Here is a 1,568-nt window from a genome sequence, read left to right as displayed (position 1 = left end):
CCCGGGCCCGACCGGGTCGCAGGAGCAGTCCGCACACCACGCAGGCCGCCACCAGGGCCAGCACCACGGCGACCTGCGCGGGAGAGGCGAAGAACCGGTAGGTGTAGTAGTTGCCGAGCCCGAGCAGCGTGCCGCCCAGGAGGTAGACCACGACCACGGCCACGGTGCCCGGCACCCGCAGCCAGGGCTCGCGGGCACGGGCGAGGAAGAGGAGTTCGACCAGCACGATCGGCACCAGGATGCTCCACACGCTGTGGATGCCGACGACGTAGGACGACCACACCGGGCTGGTGCCCAACTCGGGCGTCCAGCCGTACTCCAGCAGCCCCAGTCCGAGGTACTCACGGTTGAAGAGGGTCCCCAGCACGATGCCCTCCTCGATGAGGCCGTAGCCGACGGCCAGGGCGAACATGGTGGGGTAGCCGCGCCCCAGCCGGCGGGTCACCTCGCGGATGAGCAGGGCGCCCCCGCCGTACAACAGGACGAGCGGAAGCAGCATGAAGGCCCATGTGGAGGGCTCGGGCGTGATGTTTCCCAGGAGGTACTCGCCGACGAACGGGGAGAGCACCAGCAGGACCAGTGGCGGGATGAGGCGCATGACGGCCTTTCACGTCGGTGAACAGGGCGGATGTCACCGAAGTTAGGGACCCGGAGCGGGCGCTTCCAGGGCCGCGGGGCCGATCGCGACGAACGGACCGCCCCACGGGGCCGTGTCACGACGAAAGTCGCACCGGGCCCGGCGCCTCAGCCGAACCACCGGGCGGCCATCAGGGCGAGCTGGGTGCGGTTGCCGCAGTCGAAACGGCGCATCATCCGGGACACGTGCCCCTTGACGGTGGCCTCGCTCAGGTAGAGCTCGCGGGCGATCCGCGCGTTGGAGGCGCCCGTGGTCAGCAGGCGCGCGATCTCGCCCTCGCGCTCCGACAGGGTCGGCCTCTCCACCCTGTCGGGTTCGGGGGCCTCCTGTTCCCCCTCCGCTCCGGCGTCCGCCACGTCGATGCGCACGGTCAGCCTCGGCCCGGAGGCGGCGCCGGGCACGTTGAGCCCCTGTAGTGCGACCGTGCGCAGGTCGCGTGCCTGGGCCGCGGCGGTCGCGTCGCGCGCGGCCGTCAACATGCTCTCCGCCCGCAGCGCCACCAGGAGAAGCGCCTGCCGGGCGTCCCCCGTGTCGGCCCCGGTCGAGATCGGCGGGACGACGGGGCGCGACAGCCTGTCCCGGCGTGCCTCGTTGAGCCGCTGCACGGTGGCCACCAGGGCACCGCCCAGGACCGGAACCGACGAGGCGAGCAGGCTCGGCACCAGGGGGGCTCCGCCCTGCGCGGTGACGACCGCCGACACGGCCGCGGCCGCCGACGACAGCGCCACACCGGACACCAGCTCGGTCGTGCTCCGGGCCCGGCGCACGAGGTTGAGGGTGCCGAAGGCGAGCGCCAGGACGGTCCAGGGAACCGCGCCCAGCCGCAGCAGTTCGCGGAGAGTGGGTTCGAGGGCGATGCCCAGGGTCACGACCGCGACCACGCCGGTCACCACCGCGGAACGGCCGGTGAGCCGCCAGCCCAGCGCGGTGG

1 protein-coding gene and 1 pseudogene are annotated in these 1,568 nt (G+C 72.9%); both read right to left on the bottom strand.

The window, feature by feature from the left end; translation table 11 throughout:
- Window positions 1–598, bottom strand: a pseudogene (locus DQW06_RS28460) (hypothetical protein); the annotation flags it as partial.
- A gap of 146 nt (window positions 599–744) precedes the next feature.
- Window positions 745–1,568 (bottom strand): LuxR C-terminal-related transcriptional regulator (locus DQW06_RS28455; RefSeq protein ID WP_157983653.1); only part of this gene is annotated, 824 nt, incomplete at its 5' end.

This window comes from Nocardiopsis sp. TNDT3 (assembly GCF_003427465.1).
GTDB classification, from domain to species: Bacteria; Actinomycetota; Actinomycetes; order Streptosporangiales; family Streptosporangiaceae; genus Nocardiopsis; species Nocardiopsis dassonvillei.
This window is presented reverse-complemented; position numbering and strand designations above follow the sequence as displayed.